At 71.3% G+C, this 19,307-nt stretch carries 15 protein-coding genes; 9 read left to right on the forward strand and 6 right to left on the reverse strand.

The genetic code is table 11. The features are described 5' to 3' along the window. Positions 1–16: 16 nt before the first annotated feature. Positions 17–1,189 (forward strand): zinc-dependent alcohol dehydrogenase, encoded by a 1,173-nt coding sequence (locus tag BDK92_RS34310; protein ID WP_121160469.1) that lies wholly within the window; start codon positions 17–19, stop codon positions 1,187–1,189. A 5-nt stretch (positions 1,190–1,194) separates the two neighbouring features. Here the strand turns inward: BDK92_RS34310 and BDK92_RS34315 are convergent, their stop codons facing one another. Next, positions 1,195–2,676 carry a glutamate-cysteine ligase family protein gene (locus tag BDK92_RS34315; protein ID WP_121160470.1) on the reverse strand — a complete coding sequence of 494 codons (1,482 nt, stop codon included), beginning with the start codon at positions 2,674–2,676 and terminating at the stop codon, positions 1,195–1,197. Positions 2,677–2,911: 235 nt separating this feature from the next. On the opposite strand from BDK92_RS34315, the gene BDK92_RS34320 reads away from it, so the two are divergent. Beyond that, positions 2,912–3,247, forward strand: coding sequence for a DUF3817 domain-containing protein (locus BDK92_RS34320; RefSeq protein WP_121160471.1), 336 nt, complete (start codon positions 2,912–2,914; stop codon positions 3,245–3,247). An 18-nt stretch (positions 3,248–3,265) separates the two neighbouring features. Here the strand turns inward: BDK92_RS34320 and BDK92_RS34325 are convergent, their stop codons facing one another. Continuing rightward, a complete protein-coding gene (locus BDK92_RS34325) occupies positions 3,266–3,820 on the reverse strand; it encodes a hypothetical protein (RefSeq protein WP_121162844.1) in 555 nt (184 codons plus the stop codon). Positions 3,821–3,992: 172 nt separating this feature from the next. Here BDK92_RS34325 and BDK92_RS34330 point away from each other — a divergent pair, with 172 nt between their 5' ends. The 4 genes from BDK92_RS34330 to BDK92_RS34345 all read left to right on the forward strand — a co-directional run bounded on the left by BDK92_RS34330 (position 3,993) and on the right by BDK92_RS34345 (position 9,974). Beyond that, entirely contained in the window at positions 3,993–5,114 is a 1,122-nt protein-coding gene (locus BDK92_RS34330) for a baeRF2 domain-containing protein (RefSeq protein WP_121160472.1), read from the forward strand. Next, positions 5,107–6,933 carry a thiamine pyrophosphate-requiring protein gene (locus BDK92_RS34335; protein WP_121160473.1) on the forward strand — a complete coding sequence of 609 codons (1,827 nt, stop codon included), beginning with the start codon at positions 5,107–5,109 and terminating at the stop codon, positions 6,931–6,933. Before BDK92_RS34330 ends, BDK92_RS34335 begins: the two co-directional genes overlap by 8 nt. Before the next feature lie 236 nt (positions 6,934–7,169). After that, a complete protein-coding gene (locus tag BDK92_RS34340; protein WP_121162845.1) occupies positions 7,170–8,576 on the forward strand; it encodes a hypothetical protein in 1,407 nt (468 codons plus the stop codon). 252 nt (positions 8,577–8,828) lie between these two features. Beyond that, positions 8,829–9,974 (forward strand): SigB/SigF/SigG family RNA polymerase sigma factor, encoded by a 1,146-nt coding sequence (locus BDK92_RS34345; protein WP_121160474.1) that lies wholly within the window; start codon positions 8,829–8,831, stop codon positions 9,972–9,974. A gap of 87 nt (positions 9,975–10,061) precedes the next feature. On the opposite strand, the gene ctaD is transcribed toward BDK92_RS34345, so the two are convergent. From ctaD to BDK92_RS34365, 4 genes are all read right to left on the reverse strand, one after another. Beyond that, the gene (gene ctaD, locus BDK92_RS34350; protein WP_121160475.1) at positions 10,062–12,068 is read right to left on the reverse strand and encodes an aa3-type cytochrome oxidase subunit I; all 2,007 of its coding nucleotides are present in this window, start codon (positions 12,066–12,068) and stop codon (positions 10,062–10,064) included. A gap of 184 nt (positions 12,069–12,252) precedes the next feature. After that, positions 12,253–12,729 (reverse strand): DUF4383 domain-containing protein, encoded by a 477-nt coding sequence (locus BDK92_RS34355; RefSeq protein ID WP_121160476.1) that lies wholly within the window; start codon positions 12,727–12,729, stop codon positions 12,253–12,255. Between the two features lie 91 nt (positions 12,730–12,820). Beyond that, positions 12,821–13,957 carry a glycosyltransferase gene (locus tag BDK92_RS34360; RefSeq protein WP_121162846.1) on the reverse strand — a complete coding sequence of 379 codons (1,137 nt, stop codon included), beginning with the start codon at positions 13,955–13,957 and terminating at the stop codon, positions 12,821–12,823. Positions 13,958–13,983: 26 nt separating this feature from the next. Next, the gene (locus BDK92_RS34365) at positions 13,984–15,006 is read right to left on the reverse strand and encodes a glucosyl-3-phosphoglycerate synthase (protein ID WP_121160477.1); all 1,023 of its coding nucleotides are present in this window, start codon (positions 15,004–15,006) and stop codon (positions 13,984–13,986) included. Positions 15,007–15,211: 205 nt separating this feature from the next. Between BDK92_RS34365 and BDK92_RS34370 the strand changes: the two genes are divergently transcribed. The 3 genes from BDK92_RS34370 (at position 15,212) to BDK92_RS34380 (ending at position 19,189) form a co-directional block, all read left to right on the forward strand. Beyond that, positions 15,212–16,237, forward strand: coding sequence for a Gfo/Idh/MocA family protein (locus BDK92_RS34370; protein WP_121160478.1), 1,026 nt, complete (start codon positions 15,212–15,214; stop codon positions 16,235–16,237). Then, a complete protein-coding gene (locus BDK92_RS34375; RefSeq protein WP_121160479.1) occupies positions 16,230–17,318 on the forward strand; it encodes a zinc-dependent alcohol dehydrogenase in 1,089 nt (362 codons plus the stop codon). Before BDK92_RS34370 ends, BDK92_RS34375 begins: the two co-directional genes overlap by 8 nt. A 95-nt stretch (positions 17,319–17,413) precedes the next feature. Next, positions 17,414–19,189 carry an ABC transporter ATP-binding protein gene (locus BDK92_RS34380; protein WP_121160480.1) on the forward strand — a complete coding sequence of 592 codons (1,776 nt, stop codon included), beginning with the start codon at positions 17,414–17,416 and terminating at the stop codon, positions 19,187–19,189. The last annotated feature ends 118 nt before the right edge of the window (positions 19,190–19,307 follow it).

Genomic DNA, 19,307 nt, shown 5'->3' on the forward strand with positions numbered 1-19,307 from the left:
CGACGGGGGAGCCACGATGCGAGCGAACTGCTGGATGGGGCGGAACACGGTCGAGGTGCGGGAGGTGCCGGACCCGCAGATCATGAACGACCGGGACGCCGTCGTCCGGATCACCTCGACCTCGATCTGCGGCTCCGACCTGCACCTCTACGACGGCTACATCCCGACGATGAAGAAGGGCGACGTGCTCGGCCACGAGTTCATGGGCGAGGTGGTCGAGGTGGGCCGGGAGGTGCGCAACCTGCGAATCGGCGATCGGGTGGTGGTCCCCTTCCCGATCGCCTGCGGTCACTGTGTCGCCTGCGAGCGTGGGTTCTTCTCGGTCTGCGAGAACTCGAACCCGAACGCGGGCCTGGCCGAGATGGTGATGGGTCACTCCCCGGCCGGGATCTACGGTTACTCGCACATGCTCGGCGGCTTCGCCGGTGGGCAGGCCGAGTACGCCCGCGTCCCGTTCGCCGACATCGGGCCGATCAAGATCGAGGATGATCTCCGGGACGAGCAGGTGCTCTTCCTCTCGGACGTCTTCCCGACCGGTTACATGGGCGCGGAGATGTGCGACATCCAGCGGGGCGACATCATCGCGGTCTGGGGCGCCGGTCCGGTCGGCCAGTTCGCCATGGCCAGCGCGAGGATGCTCGGCGCCGAGCGGGTGATCGCGATCGACCGTTACCCGCAGCGGCTGCGCATCGCGCAGGAGAACACCGGTGCCGAGGTGATCAACTACGAACAGGTCGACGTGCTGGAGGTGCTCCGGGACATGACCGCCGGGCGGGGCCCCGACGCCTGCATCGACGCGGTCGGGAGCGAGTCCCACCACCCCTCTTCCGCGATCAACGCCTACGACCGGGGCAAGCAGGCGGTACGCCTGGAGACCGACCGCCCGCACGCGCTGCGGGAGGCGGTGCTGAGCTGCCGGAACGCCGGGATCGTGTCGGTGATCGGGGCGTACGGCGGGTTCATCGACAAGTTCCCCATGGGTTCGCTGATGAACCGGTCGCTGACCCTGCGCAGCGGGCAGTGTCATGTGCAGCGCTACCTGCGTCCGCTGCTCGACCGGATCCGCCGCGGCGAGATCGATCCGAGCTTCGTAATCACGCACCGGATGCGGCTCGACGAGGCGCCGAAGGCGTACGAGATCTTCAAGAACAAGCAGCAGGACTGCAACAAGGTGGTGCTCTCGGTCTGATCCGCTCAGTCGGGGTACGGCCACTCGTGCACCGGCTGGTTGCTGTGCATCAGCGGCAGGTAGCGCCGGAGCACCTCGCCGAGCGCGGCCGGTCGGTCGAGGGCGCGGTCGCGTTCCAGTTGGTGCAGCGTCGCCACCTGCCAGGTCGCGCCGTTGCGGCCGGTGAGGCAACGTTGCTCGATGATGCTGAGCAGCCGGTCCCGTTCGGCCGGTGCCACTCCCCAACGGTCCAGTCCGTCCGAGGCCAGCGGCAGCAGTCGACGCAGCACCAGTTCGGTGACCGGGAGGTAGCCCAGTCCGGGCCAGTAGACCTGGGCGGCGATGCCCTGCCGGGCGCAGGTGTGGAAGTTCTCCTCGGCGGCGCTGAACGACATCTGGGACCAGAGCGGCCGGTCCGACTCGGCCAGACTGCGGACCAGCCCGAAGTAGAAGGCCGCGTTGGCGATGGTGTCGACCACGGTGGGGCCAGCGGGCAGCACCCGGTTCTCCACCCGCAGGTGCGGCCGTCCCCGGACCACGTCGTAGACCGGGCGGTTCCACCGGTAGACGGTCCCGTTGTGCAGCCGTAGTTCGGACAGGGCCGGGATACCACCGCTGGCGAGGGTGCGCGCGGGCTGTTCGCTGTCGCAGATCGGCAGCAACGCGGGGAAGTACCGGACGTTCTCCTCGAAGAGGTCGAAGACCGAGGTGACCCATTGTTCCCCGAACCAGACCCGGGGCCGTACGCCCTGGGCTTTGATCTCCTCGGGGCGGGTGTCGGTGGCCTGCTGGAACAGGGGGATCCGGCTCTCCCGCCAGAGTTCCCGGCCGAACAGGAAGGGGGCGTTGGCGCCGAGCGCGACCTGGATGCCGGCGATCGCCTGGGCGGCATTCCAGTACGCGGCGAACTGGGCTGGGCTGACCTGTACGTGGAACTGGGTGCTGGTGCAGGCGGCCTCGGGGGTGATCGTGTCGGCGGTGGTCTCCAGCCGTTCCACGCCGCTGATCCGGATCGGCAGGTTCTCCCCACGGGCGGCGACGATCTGCTCGTTGAGCAGGGTGTAACGGGGGTTCGCGGAGAGCGCGTCGACGGTGAGGTGGTCCGCGCGCAGCGTCGGCAGGATGCCGATCATGACCAGTTGGGTGTCGACCGTACGGGCCTTGAGGTTCGCCGAGTTGAGGCTGGCGCGTACGTCGTGTTCGAAGTCGGCCGTGCCGGTGCCGGCGAGTTGGCGGGGGGCGACGTTGATCTCGACGTTGAACTGGCCCAGTTCGGTCTGGAACTGCGGATCGGCGACCGCGGTGAGGACCTCGGCGTTGCGCATCGCCGGCATCGAGTAGTCGTCCACCAGGTTGAGCTCGATCTCCATCCCGGTCAGCGGTCGCTCGACGTCGAATCGCGCCTCGCGCAGCATCTCGGCGAAGACGTCGAGACAGTGTCGGATCTTCTCCCGGTACCGTGCGCGGTCCTCCCGCGTGAACACGCGCGGGGCCACCTCTTCACCCATCAAGTCACCATCCAGCTACTCCGAGTTGTTCCAACCTCGCACGGCAGGTGCCGCATGGGAAGGCCTCGATCAGGATGGTTCCCCGGCCGTCCCGGACTGACACAACCGTCTTCCGGCGAACGACCGCTGCCCAACCCCCGTCGGCTTTGCCGGCCGTGGGTGCGGGATCAGGGGAACGCGGCGGTCCGAACGGTCGGTTGACGTACGATCACGGGTCGGAACCGAAGGAGGGTCGATGCGACGTACGGCGCAGAAACTGTTCGTGGTGGCCGCGATCGCGGAGGCGATCTCGTGGTTGGCGCTGTTGACCGGGATGATCTTCAAGTACGGCCCGACCGGGAACGAGATCGGGGTGCAGATCTTCGGCCCTGTCCACGGCGGCCTCTTTGTCGCCTACGTCGGGCTGGTCCTGGTGGTGAGCCGGCTGGGTCGCTGGCGCTGGTCGGTCACCCTGGTCGCGTTGCTCTGCTCGGTGCCACCGCTGGCCACCCTCTTCTTCGAGCGCTGGGCACGTCGACGTGGCCTGCTCGCGCAACCGGAGCCGGCGCCGACCCCGGTCGCGGTGGGCTGAGCGGCGCCGCCGGTCCGATCAGCCGCCGAGCACGCTGAAGGCGGCGACCACCCCGATCACCAGGATGCCCAGCACCGCCTGGAGCAGCAGTGCCGGTCCCAGGTGCGACCAGACCGTCGGCGGGCGGGGGGTGAGCAGTTGGGCGGTGGTCAGGTTCACGATCCGCTCGACCCGGGGAGCCAACTGCGGGTCCTTCTGGGGGCGGATGGTGACCTGGATGTGGTCGGCCGGCTCGATCGCGCTCTGCGGCAGGTGGCCGTGGATCTCCATCTCGCAGAGCACGCCCTCGCTGTCGCGTAGCCGCAGCGGTGTGACCAGGAATTCCGGCCCCTTGCGCAGTTCCTTCCAGCGGCGCCGCGCGCCGGTCCCGGCGCCGGATCGCAGCAGGGACGCGATCAGCAGCAGGATCACCCGCGCGATGCCGGCGGTGGCGAGCACGGCGACGACGATCGGTCGCTGCACCTGCATCTCCCGCGAATAGCCCTCCAGTAGCCGGATGACCCGTCCGGTGACGATCGGCCCACGCCGGTACGCCACCCGTTCGGGATAGAGCTCGCTGTCCATTTTCACCACCGAGAGTCCGCTTTGGTTCACGCATTGTATCGATGCGTACGGGTAAGTGGAGTGAGTGAATCGCCCTCACGGGTTCGCCGCTTGAGGATCCCGGCACCCGGGCCGGTGGGCCAGGTGACAACTCGGACCGCACGGGTATGCGGGGGGCGAGTTGGAGAGGGGTCGATCGATCATGGAGTTGTCCTTCCTGCGCCCGATCTACGCCCGACCTGGACCCTGGGCCTCGGTTTACCTGGACGCCTCGCGCAACAGCCAGGATTCCCGTCCCGCGCTGGACCTGCGCTGGCGAGCCATGCGGGAGCGGCTGCGACAGGACGGCGCCGGCGCCGCCACCGTCGCGGCGCTCGACGGCGTGGTACGCGGCCATGACCCGATGCCGGGCGACTATGGGCTCGCGGCCTTTGCCACCGAAGGCGAGGTCGTGCTCACCGAGTACCTGTCCGCGCCACCGCTGAAGGACCTCGCGTCATACGCCCCGCTCGCCCACACGATGCCGCTCCTGGCCCAGCGGGGCGAACAGATCCCCTGGGTACGGGTGCTCGCCAACCGCAACGGCGCCGACATCGACGCGATCGGCGCCGGCGGGGTGGAGCGGGCTCAGGTCGACGGCGGTAACCAGTTCCCACTCCGCCGGATCGACCCTGGCGGCTGGTCCCAGTCGAACTGGCAGCGTTCGGCCATGACCTCCTGGCACCGCAACGCCAGTGACATCGCCACGGCGGCCGCCGAACTCGCCGCAGGGGTCGGCGCCGAGGTGATCGTGCTGGCCGGTGACACCCCGATCCGGGAGATGATCGCCGCCGCGCTGCCGGCGTTCTGGCAGGACCGGGTGGTGCGTACGGACGCCGGCTTCCGGGCGGCGGGCGCAGACAACAGCGCGCTCGAGGGCGTGACGGTGCAGGCGATCGCCGAGGTGGCGACCGCCCACGCCGACGCCACGCTGGACAAGTTCGGCATGCAGGAGCAGATCGGCAATGGCCTGGACGCCGTGGTGACCGCGCTGCAACGCGGTCAGGTCGAGACCATGCTCCTGGTCGACGATCCGTCCTCCACCGAGCAGTTGTGGATCGGTGACCTGCCAACCGAGATCGCCACCAGTCCGGAGGAGCTGAGCGCGATGTCGGTCGCCGACCCGCAACAGGTACGGGCCGACGCCGCCCTGGTCCGGGCCCTGGTCGGGACCGATGCCGGGTTGACCGTACTCGGCCCGGACGAGGCACCGGACCTGCCGGACGGGGTCGGGGCGATCCTGCGCTACGCCGACGCCAGCACACCGGGGCGCGACCGTGGCTGAGTCGGTGCGGACGGTCGCGGACCTGTTGGTCGAGCGGCTACGGGCGTGGCACGTGCCACGGGTCTTCGGCGCCTCCGCCGACGGTGTCGAGCCGATCGTCGCGGCGCTGGGCCGGGCCGGTGGCGACCCCGCCTTCGTCCAGGCCCGGCACGAGGAGACCGCGGGCTTCATGGCCACCGGACACGCCAAGTTCACCGGCGGGGTCGGTGTCTGCCTGGCCGCCCAGGGACCGGGGGTGGTGCACCTGCTCGGCGGCCTCTACGACGCCAAGCTGGATGGCAAGCCGGTTGTCGCGATCGTGGGGCAGCAGCTCGACAACGCCTTCGGCGCCGCGTACCAGGAGATCGAACTGACCCGGCTGCTCAGCGACGTGTGCGGCGAGTTCGTCCGGGTGGCCGAGACGGCCGAGCAGGTCGCCTCGCTGATCGACCGGGCGTTCCGCACCGCGGTCGCCACCCGGAGCCCGACCTGCGTGATCGTGCCGCAGCGGTTGCAGGCGGCCGCCGTACCCGATCTGCCGCCGCAGACCGACGGGGTCTACTCGATGGCGCCGGGACTGCCCCCGGCCCGGGTGCTGCCGCACGAGGAGGACCTGAACGCGGCGGCGCAGCTGCTCGGCGCCGGCCAGCGGGTCGCCATCATGGTCGGACAGGGCGGCTACGGCGCGGCCGAGGAGATCGTCGCGCTCGCCGACCAGGTCGGCGCCGGCATCACCACCTCGTTGCTCGGCAAGCCGGTGCTGGACGAACGGCTGCCGTTCCACACCGGCGTGATGGGCCACCTGGGCACCACCGCAAGCGCACAGCTGCTGGGTGGCTGCGACACCCTGCTGCTGATCGGCACGAACGACCCGTGGACCGACTACTACCCGCTGCCCGGCCAGGCCGCCACGATCCAGATCGACATCGACGGCCGGCGGCTGGCCAACCGCTACCCGGTGGACGTACCGCTGATCGGCGACGCGGTGGAGACGCTGCGCGCTCTGCTGCCCCGGGTGCCGCACCGGGCGAACCGGGAGTGGCGCGACCGGATCGAGCTCTCCTTCGAACGCTGGTGGAGCGATGCCACGGCGCGGGCCGACACCCCGGCCGAGCCGGTGAATCCGCAGCACGTCCTCCGCGAGCTGTCGCCCCGGTTGCCCTGGGACGCGGCGGTCGCCGTCGACGTCGGCTCGGTGACCTACTGGTACGCCCGACACGTGCAACTGGCACCGGGTGTGCCCGCCCACATCTGTGGCACGTTCGCCTCGACGGGCAGCGCGCTCCCGTACGGCGTCGCGGCGAAACTCGCCATGCCGGACCGGCCGGTCGTCGTCCTCGCCGGTGACGGCGCGATGCAGATGAACGGGCTGGCCGAGCTGGTGACGGTGGCGAACCGTTGGCATGACTGGGCCGATCCCCGGTTCGTCATGCTGGTGCTGAACAACCGTGACCAGGCGGGGATGAGTCTCGTGCAGCGGGAGTCCGGCCGGCAGGCGTTGCCGGAGGCCCAGCGGCTGCCCGACGTCCCGTACGCCGGCTGGGCCCGGTTGCTCGGAATGCACGGTCTGCGAGTAGATCGCCCGGAGCTGGTCGGCGCGGCCTGGGACGAGGCGTTGGCCGCCGACCGCCCCACCCTGATCGAGGCGGTGGTGGACGCCACGGTGCCGCTCTCCCCACCCGATCAGCCCTTCGCCGACCTGCGGGGGCTGCTGGGGGAACGGGAGGAGATCGACGGCACCGAGGCGGCCAGCCGGTCCCGTACCGAGCTGGTCCGGGAGCGGGCCGTCGCGGCCGACCGGATCCGGGACCGGTCCGGCGGCGAGGCCGAGCTGACCTGACCGGGCCCCGACCAGACCGCCCAACCGTTTGGAGACGGCCACCGGTGACGCGAAAGCGACACCGGGGTCGTCACCGGCGGTCAGGGCTGTCGGTGTGCCTTCCCAGCCGGGAGACCCAGAAGGGGCGCGTCCTCGGATAACTCGCCCGGCGACGCGGAAAGGTCGTTTGAACCTGATCCGGACGGGAAGCCCGCCGTGTGGCAAGTGGACGAAGAAGGGCGGGTCCGGTGCGGGAGATGCAGGAGTGGGTGGCCGCGAGCGGGCCCGACGTCCCCGGACCGCGACGGATCGTCGCGCTGGACAGCCCGGCCCGGGTGCTGCTCGCCGCGGCCTCGCGGGCGCTGCGCGGGGAGGACTGCGCCGACCTCGGCTACCAGCCGATGCTGGCCCGTTTCCCGGGCACCCCGGAGTCGGTACGCCGATCAGCGGTGGCCCGCGCCGGTGGCCGGGCGGCGTTGCCGGTACGTCAGGTGGGCCAGGTGGACGCCGAGTGGGTGGCCCGCTGGATGGTGGACCACTACCCGCCGGGGCAGTACCCGGGGGTGGTGCTCGGATCGCCGAGCGGCGCCGCCGTGCATCTCGCCACCGCGTTGGGCATGCCGTGGCTGCCGGCCGGGTTCGAGGTGGCGGTGCAGTGGCCCCAGGGCGCGGTGGACAACCTCGCCGGTTCCCTCGCGTACGGCGCCCAGGTGGCCGAGCGTCTGCTCGCCGCGAACCCCGGGGTACGGGTCCGTCAGGTGCACGATCCGGCGGCCCGGGGAGTGCTGGCCGGCTCGACCGTCTCCCTGGTGCTGCGCTGGCGTCAGTTGCCCGAGGCGTACCGGCACTTCCTCGGCGAGCGGTTGGCGCCGGGTGCGCCGGTGCTCCTGATGCGGGACGTGCGGACCTGGCCGGTGGTGGACCAGGGGCAGGGGCACGCTTTCCAGCTCGGCAGCCCCGGTAGCGGCCTTACCTCGGCCGACTTCCGGATCCTCAGCGAGCCGTTGGACCAGGTGCTGCGCGTCGCCGGTGGGGATCCGCAGCGGTGGGAGCCACCCGCCCCGCTGGGGCCGCAGGGTTACGCGGAGCATGGCATCGAGCCGGGATTCGAGCAGAGCCTATTGGACTGGGCACGGGAGGCGGACAGCAGCCTGCACCGGGTGCTCTTCGCCGAGCCGGAGGCGTTGAGCGCGGCGACCGCGGACGTGTACCGGGGGTGGCTGCGCGCGGCCGGCAAGACCGGTGACCGGTGCGTGGTGGAGTGCGGGCGGTTGCTCGACCCGTGGCAGGTGGTCCGGGCCGGTCTGGTGCCGTACTGGTGCGAGAACGCGACCAGCCGTCGGGTGGCGGGTGCGGAGTGGTGGTTGGCCGGCAGCGACCCGTTCAGCTCGGTCGACGTCCTGCCCGAGCCGCCGGGGATGCGTTCACCGGCGCTGGCCGGGCTGCCGCAGTGGCTGGCGGTGGCCTCGTTCGGCCGTCGCCGCCGGGCCCTGGACCGGGTGGCGGCCCGTGGCTATCCGGTCACCTCGGTGCCGACCCGGCATGCGACGGAGGTACTGCGGGCGCAGCCGTACGACCTGCCGGCTCCGGCGCCGTTGGACGTGCAGGATGCCCTGACCGGACTCCGGGCCAGCGGGACCGCCCACGGTCTGCTCGTCTGCTGAGCGGGTCCGCTGGTCTTTACGCGAGGGTGCAGCGGCAAAACATCCCGCGAAAGTCCGCCGCCGTGATTGAGTACCTACAGAGCGGGAACGTCGCTGACTGCAACCGGTTAACTGCGCTGCGTAACGAAACTGTGCGGGCGTTTACGGGCTGTACCGGTCAGATCTTCGCGCTCCGGTCCGGTCCGCCGTGGCGAGGTCGCCACTGACCGGTTCCGTAAATCCGGGTGGGGGACCTTCCTGAGGGAGGCGCGGATGTTCGGACAGATCGGCACGACCACGACCACGACCGCACCGAGCGAGCGCGGGCTGGAGGACCTCGACGCCGCGGCGCTCGCGTACGCGGCGCGGATCGAGGGCCTGCCGGACGAACGTCGGCAGGAGGCCCGTGACGACCTGGTCCGGTTCGCCCTGCCGTTCGCCGGCCGGCTGGCCCGCCGATACCGGGGGCGGGGTGAACCGCTGGAGGACCTGGAACAGGTCGCCCGGCTCGGCCTGGTCAACGCCGTCGACCGGTACGACCCGGAGCGCGGCTCGTTCACCGCGTATGCGGCGATCACCATCGTCGGCGAGATCAAGAGACACTTCCGCGACCGGACCTGGGGCGTGCATGTCCCGCGCCGATTGCGCGACCTGATCCTCGAGGTGGGGCAGGCGACCGCGGCGCTGACCAGCGAGCTGTCCCGGGCGCCCACGGTGGCGGAACTGTCCGAGCGACTCGAGACCCCGCAGGAGGAGATCCTCGCGGCGCTCGAATCGGCCGCAGGCTACAGCCCGGCGTCGCTCAACGCGCCCGTCGGCGGGGAGAGTTCGGCCGAGTTCGGCGACCTGGTGGGGGAGTCCGACGCCGACCTGGAGTCGGTGGACGACCGGGTGACGGTCAGCGGACTGCTCGGCCGGCTGCCCTGGCGCGAGCGGCGCATCCTGGCCATGCGTTTCTACGGCAACCAGACCCAGGCCGAGATCGCCGCCCGGTTCGGCATCTCCCAGATGCACGTCTCCCGGCTGCTCTCCCGCGCCCTCACCTGGTTGCGGCAGGCGATGCTCGCCGACGCGCCCCCGCCATGGCAGGCCGGCGGCCCGGACCCGGACGCGCCGGAGAGCCGTCTGTCGGTCCGCCAGGCCGGTGATCGCACCGTCATCGCGATCGGTGGCGAACTCGACCGGGACACGAGCGACCAGCTCCGACGCGCGGTCGTGGAGGCGGTGAGCAGCGGCCAGCCCGCCGAGGTGGTGGTCGACCTGGTCGACGTCGCGCAACTGGAGCACGGCGGGATCGCCGCGCTGATCGCGGGTCGGGACGCCGCCGCCCGCAGTGGCGTCGCGCTCAAGCTCACCCGGGCCCAGCCCGGCGTACGCCACTCGCTCGCCACGGCCGGGCTGGCCCCGCTGCACGAATAGCCGCGTCGGCGCCGCCACGTCGCCTTCCGCCACCGGGGCCCGTCCCCGTTGGTCCCGTGCTGTCCCGTCCCGCCGGCCCACGTCACCTCACTCCTCGTCGGCCTCGTCGTCGGACGGGGGACGGCCGGTACGCCAGCGTTCGCTGCTGGGCCCACCCCGGTCGGCGTCCAGCCGCACGTCCGGCACGCTCGGTTCGAAGTTCGGACGGCGCACCTCGGCCGGCTCCGGCACCTCGATCGGTCGGGCGCCCGAACGGGGGTCGGGTTGCCAGCGGACCGCTTCGCGGGCACCGTGCGCCCCCTCGGGACTCGACCGTTCCGAGACGTGGTGCTGCTCGGCGTGCAGCTCGTCCGAGATGTCCTGCGGTGGCTTCGTGGAGCGCTGCGGCAGGTCCCGACCCAGGTCCGCGACGAGCGGACCGTACTTGGCGTCGAACGCGGGACGTTCGGAGCGGATCCGGGGCATGCGGTCGAAGTTGCGCAGTGGCGGTGGACAGCTTGTCGCCCACTCCAGCGAGTTGCCGAATCCCCACGGGTCGTCCACCGTGACCAGCCGTCCGAACCGGTACGACTTCCAGAGGTTGTACATGAAGAAGAGCGTCGAGAAACCCAGGATGAAAGAGCTGATCGTGGAGACCATGTTCAGTTCGGTGAAGCCGTCCGTGACGCGGTAGTCGGCGTACCGGCGGGGGAAGCCCTCGTTGCCGAGCCAGTGCTGGACCAGGAAGGTGCCGTGGAAGCCGATGAACATGGTCCAGAAGTGCAGTTTGCCGAGCCGCTCGTCGAGCATCCGGCCGGTCATCTTCGGGAACCAGAAGTAGACCCCGCCGAAGGCGGCGAAGACGATGGTGCCGAAGAGCACGTAGTGGAAGTGCGCCACCACGAAGTAGGTGTCCGTGACGTGGAAGTCGACCGGAGGGCTGGCCAGCAGCACTCCGGTGAGCCCACCGAAAAGGAAGGTCACCAGGAATCCGATGGCGAAGAGCATCGGTGTCTCGAAGGTGATCTGCCCCTTCCACATCGTGCCGATCCAGTTGAAGAACTTCACCCCGGTCGGCACCGCGATCAGGTAACTGAGCACGCTGAAGAAGGGCAGCAACACCTGTCCGGTACCGAACATGTGGTGCGCCCAGACCGTCATCGACAGCACCGTGATGGCGATGGTGGCGAAGACGAGGCCCTTGTAACCGAAGATCGGCTTCCGGGCGAAGACCGGGATGATCTCGGTGATGATGCCGAAGAACGGCAGCGCGACGATGTAGACCTCGGGATGGCCGAAGAACCAGAACAGGTGCTGCCACAGCAGCGGCCCGCCGGTGGCCGGGTCGTACACGTGCGCATCGAGCCGGCGGTCGGCGTAGAGCGCCAGCAGCGCGGCGGCGAGCAGCGGGAAGACCAGGATCACCAGAACGGCGGTGAACAGGATGTTCCAGGTGAAGATCGGCATCCGGAACATGGTCATGCCCGGAGCCCGCAGGGTCACGATCGTGGTGATCATGTTGACCGCGCCGAGGATCGTGCCGAGGCCGGAGAGGACCAGTCCGATGACCCACATGTCCGGCCCGATGCCCGGACTGTGCTGGGACCGGCTCAGCGGGGTGTACGCGGTCCAGCCGAAGTCAGCCGCCCCGTCCGGGGTGAGGAACCCGATCACCACCAACGAGCCGCCGAGCAGATAGAGCCAGTAGGCGAGGCTGTTCAGCCGGGGGAAGGACACGTCCGGGGCGCCGATCTGCAGCGGCACCACGTAGTTGGCGAACGCGAAGACCAGCGGGGTCGCGAAGAGCAGCAGCATGATCGTGCCGTGCATGGTGAAGAGCTGGTTGTACTGCTCGGTGGAGAGGAACTGCAGTCCGGGCCGGCCCAGCTCGGCGCGGATCAGCATCGCCATCACGCCGCCGACGATGAAGAACCCGAACGACGTGGTGAGGTAGAGCAGCCCGATCTGCTTCGCGTCGGTGGTGCCCAGCAGCTTGATCAGGTGGCTGCCCCGGATAGCCTGCCGGATCGGCCCGGGGTAGCCGCCGAAGCGTGCCGGCGCCAGCACGATCGGCCCTCGTTCGCGTTCCGGCTCGGTGGTAACCCGTTTCGGCATCCTGCTCACCCCGTCGCGACCCACATAAAGGACGGGCGTGGCTACCCGGTCTGTGGGGGACGAAACCCGTCAGCCCAGGAAATTTCGGTCTACCGGCTCAGCACGCACCGGTCCGGTCGGATCGGTCGTTCCGCACGCGATCCGACCCTCCCGACGTGATCCGGCGGATCGGCACCGAACGGGGTCACGGTTGCACCGGGGCGCGGGTGGTCAGCAGCCCGAGGCCGAGCATGCCGAGACCGAGACCGAGGTGCAGCCAGTCGTCGGCCTGGTCGAGCGGGAGGAAGTTGGCCTCGCTCCGGTGCACGATCACCAGGCCGTAGAGCGACAGCAGCAGGTAGACCGCGCCGCCGCCGACCAGGAACAGCCGGGACCAGGCCACGGTACGGGCGAGCGCGAGCCCGGCCAGTCCGAACGCCAGGTGTACGAGGTTGTGCAGCACCGAGACCTGGAACACCCCGAACAGCTGCGCTCCGGAGGCGTGTCCGGCGAACCCGAGACGGTCGTATTCGGTGGTCACACCCGGGATGAACCCCAGCACCCCGACCAGCAGGAACACCGCGCCCACGGTCGCCGCCGAGATCCGGACCAGGGCCGGCCGGGACCGCCCCCGACCCGATCCGGACGCTCCGCCGGTCCCGGCGCGGGACACTCCGGCCATAGCCGTACCTCCTCCGCCGGCCAGCCGGATCCCCGGTCCGGCAGCGGACAAACCTCCCGGTCACCCGGTCACCCGTTCTGTGCCGGTCGGGTCACGCCGCCTCCAGCACCGGCCCCGACTGCTGGCGGACCCGCTCGTAGAGCTCCACGTAGCGCCGGGCCATCGCCTCCGGGGTGAACCGGAGCACGGCCTCCCGCCGGCACTCGTCCCGGTCGATCAGCGTGGCGGCGAAGAGCAGGTCGGCGAGTTCGTCCTCGTCCTCGGTGAGCAGGCCGGTCCGCCCATGCGTGATCAACTCCGGCAGGCAGCCGCGCGCGGTGGCGACCACGGGTGTGCCCAGGGCCAGCGACTCCACCACCGCGGTGCCGCCCGGCTCCTCCCACCGCAGCGGAAAGAGGGTGGCGCGGGCGCTGGCGACCAGGTCGTCGCGGTCCGCTCCGGCGACCGTGCCGACCCAGCGCACCTGTACGCCGTCGACATGCGGCGCCACCTGCTCGTACCAGAAGCGCACGTCCGGGTTCTGCCGCGCCTGGTCACCGGCGGCGGCCAGCTCCTCGGGCCGGTGGTACGGCCCGACCGGCCCGGCCAGCACCAGCGGGAAACCGGCCCGTCGCGCCAGCCGTGCGGCGACGTCCTGCCCCTTGCCCGGGTTGATCCGCCCGAGGACCAGCACGTGCTCGCCCGGCTCCGCCGCCGGGCGCCGGTCCGCGTCCACCGCCAGCGGGGTGGCCAGGTGTACGTGCCCGACCGAGTGCGCCCGCAGCGCAGCCGGCGCCCGGGCGAGCTGCGCGGCGGAGACGCCGTTGACCCGTACCCGCTCCCCGCCGTCGAGCTGTCCGTACAGGTCCGGGTGCTTGCCCAGATCCCAGTGCAGGGTGTGCAGCACCGGCGGCGCACCCGGGCCCATCGCGGTGAGGGTGGCCAGCCCCACCGCCTCCACATGGTCGTGCACCAGGTCGATGTCGTCGCGTTCCCGAAGCGCCCGGACCACGCCGCCCAGGTGCGCCTGGGCTATCCCGCACACCTGGTTGTACGGCCGCTGCAAAGCGGAGAACTGCCCGTCGGCGAAGACCGACAGCCGCTCGTCCACGTCGAGGGTGCTGCTGCCGACGGAGGCGAGCACCACCCGGACACCGAGCCGGCGCAGCTCGGGCACCAGGGTCGCGACCACGTTCTCGATACCGCCGTAGCCCGGCGGTGGGACCGACAGCCACGGCCCGGCGTTCATCAGCACAGTCACCGGCGCCGGGCCGGTCAAGGGGAGACCACCTCACTGCGCCAGCGCCCCATCACGTCCCGGAGCTGGATCAACGGCGGTCGCTCCTGCACCGAGACGTCACTCACCACGATCTCCCGTTCGAGGTTCGGCAACGTACCCGCTCCGCCCCGACGGAACTGGGTGAGCAGGGTCGCCGGTGGGGTCTTCGACGCGACCTGACCCTGCCGGTGCAGACGCGACCACGCGGTGAGCATGATCTGGGCCGACATCCGGCCGAGCGCCGAGGTGTCCTGGTGGCGGTGCAGGCGCTCGCCGAGGTCGACCTGGGCCAGCGCGTCCAGCCCGACCAGTTCCAGCAGGTCGATCAGGAGCGCGGTCTCGACCCCGTAGCCGGAGACGAACGGCACCCGTTCCAGCACCTCGCGCCGCCCCGCGTACTCCCCGGCCAGTGGCTGTACGAAGCCGGCCAGCTCCGGCCAGAAGAGGTTGAACAGCGGTCGGGCCATCAGCTCGGTGACCCGTCCGCCCCCGTCGGGTTCGACGGTGCCCGCCTCGATCAGCGGGCGGTGGTAGAAGCCCTTGACGAAGGAGACCGACGGGTCGGCCAGCAGCGGGCCGATCAGACCGGTGACAAAATGTGGGCGGAACTCGCGTAGGTCGGCGTCGACAAAGGCGATGACGTCACCGGTGGCCGCGGCGAGGCCGGCCCAGAGCGCGTCGCCCTTGCCCTCGAGGCGGGGCAGCCCCCGGGTCACCTCGTCCTGGCTCACCACCCGGGCGCCGGCGGCCGACGCCACGGCGGCGGTCCGGTCCCGGGAGCGGGAGTCGACCACGATCACCTCGTCGACGAGCGCGACCCGGTCGACCAGGTGTTCCCGGATCGTCGCGACGATCGCTCCTACGGTCGCCTCCTCGTTGAAGGCGGGAATGACCACACTCACCCTGGTGTCGCCCTTTGTCCGGATGAGGCGATGCGCCGGCCACTGCTCGGCCGAGCCAGTACGGTAGGTGGACCACGCCTCCACCACGGGTGAGACGGTCGTTTGCGAGTGCCGCACAGGCCCACCCCCAGGTCACGAGTCGATCGAAGCGGAAGCGTCGGTGGATTTCCCGGAGTGGGACCCGACTAACCGACGCCGTCCTAGCATATTGATCACGAAGTTCTGTTATTTCCTGTCTCGTCCGGATGAAGCTTTGATGTCGCGTCCGGCGTGGCAGCAGCCGTCCGATGATGTCACTGAGGTCTGAGCAGGAGGTCAGCCGATGGGCAGTTGCCGGATCGGGCTGATCGGGGCGGGCAACGTCGCGCAACGACACGCCCGGGTGCTGGCCGGTTTCGCCGACGTACGACTGGTCGGGGTGACCGACGTCCTGCCGGACGCCTGCCAGCGGCTCGCCGGTCAGCACGACGCCCCCGCGTACCCCGATGTCGCCACCCTGCTCGACGCGGGGCTGGACGCGGCGTACGTCTGTGTCCCGCCGTTCGCGCACGGCCCGGCCGAGGAGGCGGTGATCGCCGCCGGGCTGCCGATGTTCGTCGAGAAACCGCTCGCGGCCGACCTGGACACCGCCGAGCGGATCGCCGCACTGGTGGCGGAGCGGGGCGTCCTCACCTCGGTCGGCCACCACTGGCGTTATCTGCCCTTCCTCGACCAGGCACGCGACCTGTTGGCCGGTCGGTCGGTACGGATGGTCGGCGGCGCCTGGTTGGACAAGGTGCCGCCGGTGACCTGGTGGAGCCGGCGGGAACTCTCCGGCGGCCCGGTGGTCGAGCAGGCCGCACACGTCCTCGACCTGCTGCGCTTCTTCGCCGGGGAGGTGATCGAGGTGAGCGCGTACGGCGACGGCGCCCCACCCGACATCGACGGCGCCGACATCGACTCGGTCACCACCGCGAGCCTGCGGTTCGCCAGCGGGGCGGTCGGCACCCTCGTCTCCGGCTGCACCCTCGACTGGAAGCACCGGGCCGGGGTCGAGGTCGTCGCCGACGCGCTGGTGCTGAGCCTCGGCGAAGCGGCGCTCGCCTGGCGGGACGCGACCGGCGAGGGCGTCACCGAGGCCGACCCGGAGACCGCTCGGGTCGCGGTGGACCGGGCCTTCGTCGACTCGGTGCGCGGCATCGGCGACGACATCCGGGTTCCCTATCCGGAGGCGCTGCGGACGCACCGGCTGGCCTGCGCGGTGGCCCAGTCGGCCGCGACCGGCCGGACGGTGCGGCTGGCCCCGGCGGTCGAGGCGCTCGCCACCGCGACCCGGTCCACCCGTACCGGGTTCGGGCTCGATGCCTGACCGGGTGATCGTGATGCCCGCCCCGGGCGAGGTGACCATCCGCGAGGAGGAGTCGGGACCGGCCCGACCGGGCACGTTCCGGGTCCGGACCCTCTACACCGGCGTCTCGGCCGGCACCGAGCTGAGCTACCTCAAGGGCAGCAATCCCTACCTGGGCGGGAGCTGGAACGCCGACCTGGCGCTCTTCCAGCCGGGGGAGGCGACCACGCCGTACCCGGTCACCCGGCTCGGCTACATGGAGGTGGCCCAGGTGACGGAGAGCCGGACCCCGGCGGTCGCCGAGGGAACGATCGGCGCGATGGCGTACGGGCACCGCACCGGGTACCTGGCCGATCCGCTGGTGGATCGGTTCGTGCCGCTGCCGGCGGACCTGGACCCGCTGCTCGGCGTCTACGTCGCGCACATGGGCCCGATCTGCGTGAACGGGCTGCTGCACGCCGCCGCCGACCTGTACGGTCCGGACGTCCGTACGCTCGCGGACGGCGTCCGTGGCCGCCGGGTGGCGGTGACCGGGGCCGGTGTCGTCGGCGTGCTGACCGCGCTGCTCGCCCACCATCACGGCGCGGCCTCGGTGGTCGTCGTCGACCCCACCCCGCAGCGGCGGGCGGTCGCCGCCGCGCTCGGTCTGGAGACGCTCGACCCGGACGCGGAGGACCCGGCGGTGCTGCTCAAGACGCGGTGGGCGCACGGACCCGGTGACCGCGGCGCCGACGTGGTCTTCCAGTGCCGAGGCCAGGGCTCCGCCCTCCGGCTCGGGCTGCGCCTGCTGCGTCCCCAGGGCACCGTGGTCGACCTGGCGTTCTACCAGTCGGGGGCGGACGAGGTCCGGTTCGGCGAGGAGTTCCACCACAACGGGCTCGTCCTGCGGTGTGCGCAGATCGGGCGGGTGCCGCGCGGACTCGCCCCGACCTGGGACCGCGAGCGGCTCTCCGGGGAGAGCATGGCGCTGCTGCGGGCGTACGGGGAACTGGTCGCCCGGCACCTGGTGTCGGCGGTGGTGCCGTTCGAGGAGGGCCCGACGCTCCTGACCGAGCTGGCCACCGGCCGGCGCCAGGAGACGCAGGTGGTGCTCGCCTGCTGACCCGCTGCCGGCCGGCGAGGAGGCGGGTGTGCCGGCGGGGAAGCAGCGCGCGTGGCACCGTCCTCGCTCCGTGACTACCCGGTTACGGTGTGGGCATGACCGCACCCCCCACCACCCGGCGGGTCGGCCTGCCGGCGTTGCTGCCCTACCTGCGGGCGCATCGCGGCACGCTGCTCGTCGTCGCCCTGCTCTCACTGACCAGCGCCGGCGCCGCCCTGGTCCAGCCGCTGCTCACCCGTGAGGTCCTCGACGCGATAGGTGCCGCGCGGCCGGTGACCCGGCTGGTCGGGCTGCTCGTCGGCCTCCTCGTGGTCGGCGCGGCGCTCGACGGGATACGCGACTACCTGCTTCAACGCACCGCCGAGGGACTGGTGCTGGGAACCCGTCGCCGGCTCGCCGGGCACCTGCTCCGGCTGCCGATCGCCGAGTACGACCAGCGCCGTACCGGCGACCTGCTCTCCCGGGTCGGCGCCGACACCACCCTGCTGCGGGCGGTGGTGACCTCGGGGCTCTTCGAGACGGTCACCGGGTTCGTGATGGTCCTCGGCGCCGGTACCGCGATGATCCTGCTCGACCCGGTGCTCTTCGGTGTCACCCTGGCCGGGGTGGCCGCCGGCCTGAGCGTCGCCATGGTCTTTGCCCGTCGGGTCCGTGGCCTCTCCGAGCAGGCCCAGGCGCGGGTCGGCGAGATGACCTCGGCGGTGGAGCGGGCGATCTCCGCCGCCCGGACGATCCGGGCCAGCCGGGCCGAGGAGCGGGAGACCACCGGGGTCGGTATGGCGGCCGGTCAGGCGTACGACGCCGGTCTGCGGGTGGCCCGGTTGCAGGCGCTGATCGGGCCGATCAGCACGACCGCGGTGCAGGGCGCGTTCCTGGTGGTGCTGGGGGTGGGCGGGGCCCGGGTGGCGACGGGTGCGATCACCATCGGTGACCTGGTCGCCTTTGTCATGTTCCTGTTCTTCCTGGTGTTACCGCTGGGGCAGGCGTTGAACGCGTACACCCAGTTGCAGACCGGACTCGGCGCACTCCAGCGGATCGAGGAGATGCTCGATCTACCGGTCGAGGGTGCGACGGATTCCCCGGCGGGACCGCCCGGCGTCCCGCCAGCCAGGCCAGCCCGTCCCACCCGGCCACCGGGGGTGGCCGCGGTCGAGTTCGACCGGGTCAGTTTCGGCTACCCGAACGCCGGTCCGGTGCTGCACGAGGTGAGCTTCACCATCCCGTACGGCACCCGGACCGCTCTGGTCGGTCCCTCGGGTGCCGGCAAGTCGACCCTGCTCGCGCTGGTCGAGCGCTTCTACGAGCCGACCGGCGGGAGGCTCCGGGTCGGTGGGGTGGACCTGCGGGACCTGCCCCGGGACCGGTTGCGGGGGCAGCTCGGCTACGTCGAGCAGGAGGCGCCGGTGCTGGCCGGGACGCTGCGCGAGAACCTGCTGCTGACCGCGCCGACGGCGACCGAGGAGCAGTTGCTCGCGGTGCTCGCCGAGGTCGACCTGACCCGGCTGGTCCAGCGGACCCCGCTGGGGCTCGACGCCCAGGTCGGCGAGGGTGGCGTGCTCCTGTCCGGCGGTGAGCGCCAGCGCCTGGCGATCGCCCGTACGCTGCTTGCCAACCCGCCGATCCTGCTGCTCGACGAGCCGACCAGCAACCTCGACGCGCGCAGCGAGGCGGCGCTGCGCCGGGCGATCGACACCGTGGCGGCCGACCGTACGCTGCTGATCGTCGCGCACCGGTTGGCGACCGTGGTCGACGCGGACCAGATAGTGGTCCTCGACGGAGGCCGGGTGGTCGCCGTCGGCCCGCACGCCGAACTCACCCAGAGCAGCCCGCTCTACCGGGAACTCGCCGCCCACCAACTCCTCGTCGGCTGAGCCGGCGCATCGCCCGTCCGGTCCTCGTCCGCTGATCCGGCGAACCGCCCCGGCTCGGCCCGACCCCGCCTCCGTTACCGCGCTGACCTGGGCTTCCGCGACCGGACATGCAACCCCG

The sequence above is a fragment of the Micromonospora pisi genome (genome assembly GCF_003633685.1).
GTDB lineage: Bacteria > Actinomycetota > Actinomycetes > Mycobacteriales > Micromonosporaceae > Micromonospora_G > Micromonospora_G pisi.